This window comes from Oerskovia sp. NPDC056781, from assembly GCF_042789955.1.
Lineage (GTDB): Bacteria > Actinomycetota > Actinomycetes > Actinomycetales > Cellulomonadaceae > Oerskovia > Oerskovia rustica.
This window is the reverse complement of record NZ_JBHUAD010000408.1, coordinates 1-1,177: the sequence shown is the minus strand read 5'-3', so window position 1 is coordinate 1,177 and position 1,177 is coordinate 1. Positions and strand designations below refer to the sequence as shown.

The following is a 1,177-nucleotide window of genomic DNA, read 5'->3' as shown; positions in this document are numbered from 1 at the left end:
GCCCTGGACATCGCGGAAGTACTCCGCCATGGTCAGCGCGGACAGGGCGACGCGCATACGCGTTCCCGGCGGCTCGTCCATCTGGCCGAAGACAAGGGCGGTGTCCTGAAGGACGCCCATCTCTTCCATCTCGAGGTGGAGGTCGGTGCCCTCACGGGTCCGCTCACCGACGCCTGCGAACACCGAGGTTCCGGAGAACTCGCGGGCGATACGGGTGATCATCTCCTGGATCAGAACGGTCTTGCCGACACCGGCGCCACCGAACAGACCGATCTTGCCGCCCTTGACGTAGGGGGTCAGCAGGTCGATGACCTTGATGCCGGTCTCGAGGATCTCGGTCTTGCCCTCGAGCTGATCGAAGGCCGGGGGCTTGCGGTGGATGCCCCACTGCTCGCCGTCGCGACCGGTGCCCGGAGCGTCGAGGCAGTCACCGAGGGCGTTGAACACGTGGCCCTTGACGACGTCACCGACGGGAACCGAGATCGGCTTGCCGGAGTCGACGACAGCAGCGCCGCGGACCAGGCCGTCGGTGGGCTGCATCGAGATGGTGCGCACCAGGTTGTCACCCAGATGCTGCGCAACCTCGAGGGTCAGCGTCTTCGCCACGGACGGGAGGGTGACCTCCGAGTGCAGGGCGTTGAACAGGTCGGGAACATGGCCGCGCGGGAACTCAACGTCCACAACGGGACCGATGACCCGCACGACCCGGCCGGACGTGGTGTCCGCGCCGTTCGCGTTGGTTTGGGTTACTGCTGCGGTCATGTGCTAGTCACTTCCTGCGCTCGAGGCCAGCGCATTCGCGCCACCGACGATCTCGCTGATTTCCTGGGTGATCTGGGCCTGGCGAGCCTGGTTTGCCTGACGGCTCAGGGTGTTCACCAGTTCGTTCGCATTATCCGTCGCGGCCTTCATGGCGGTACGACGGGCGGCAGACTCCGAGGCGGCGGAGTCCAGCAGAGCCGAGTAGATACGCGTGCTCACGTACTTCGGCAGCAGGGCCGACAACAGCGTGCCGGCCTCCGGCTCGAAGTTGTAGACCGCGGTCGGACCCGACTTGCCGTCGTGCTGGCCGTTGGACAGCATGTCCTCGCCCAGCTCGATGTGATCGTCGGTGTAGTCGACCTCGAGCGGAGCCATCCGCCGGACTTCCGGCTTCTGGGTGAGCATCGACACGAAG

Annotated in this window: 1 protein-coding gene and 1 pseudogene; both read right to left on the bottom strand. The window is 65.8% G+C overall.

Annotated elements, in window-relative coordinates; genetic code table 11:
• Window positions 1-762: pseudogene (locus ACFRCR_RS18800) on the bottom strand (F0F1 ATP synthase subunit beta); the annotation flags it as partial.
• Window positions 763-765: 3 nt separating this feature from the next.
• The coding region (locus ACFRCR_RS18795; RefSeq protein ID WP_377679711.1) for a F0F1 ATP synthase subunit gamma at window positions 766-1,177 on the bottom strand (412 nt) is incomplete at its 5' end.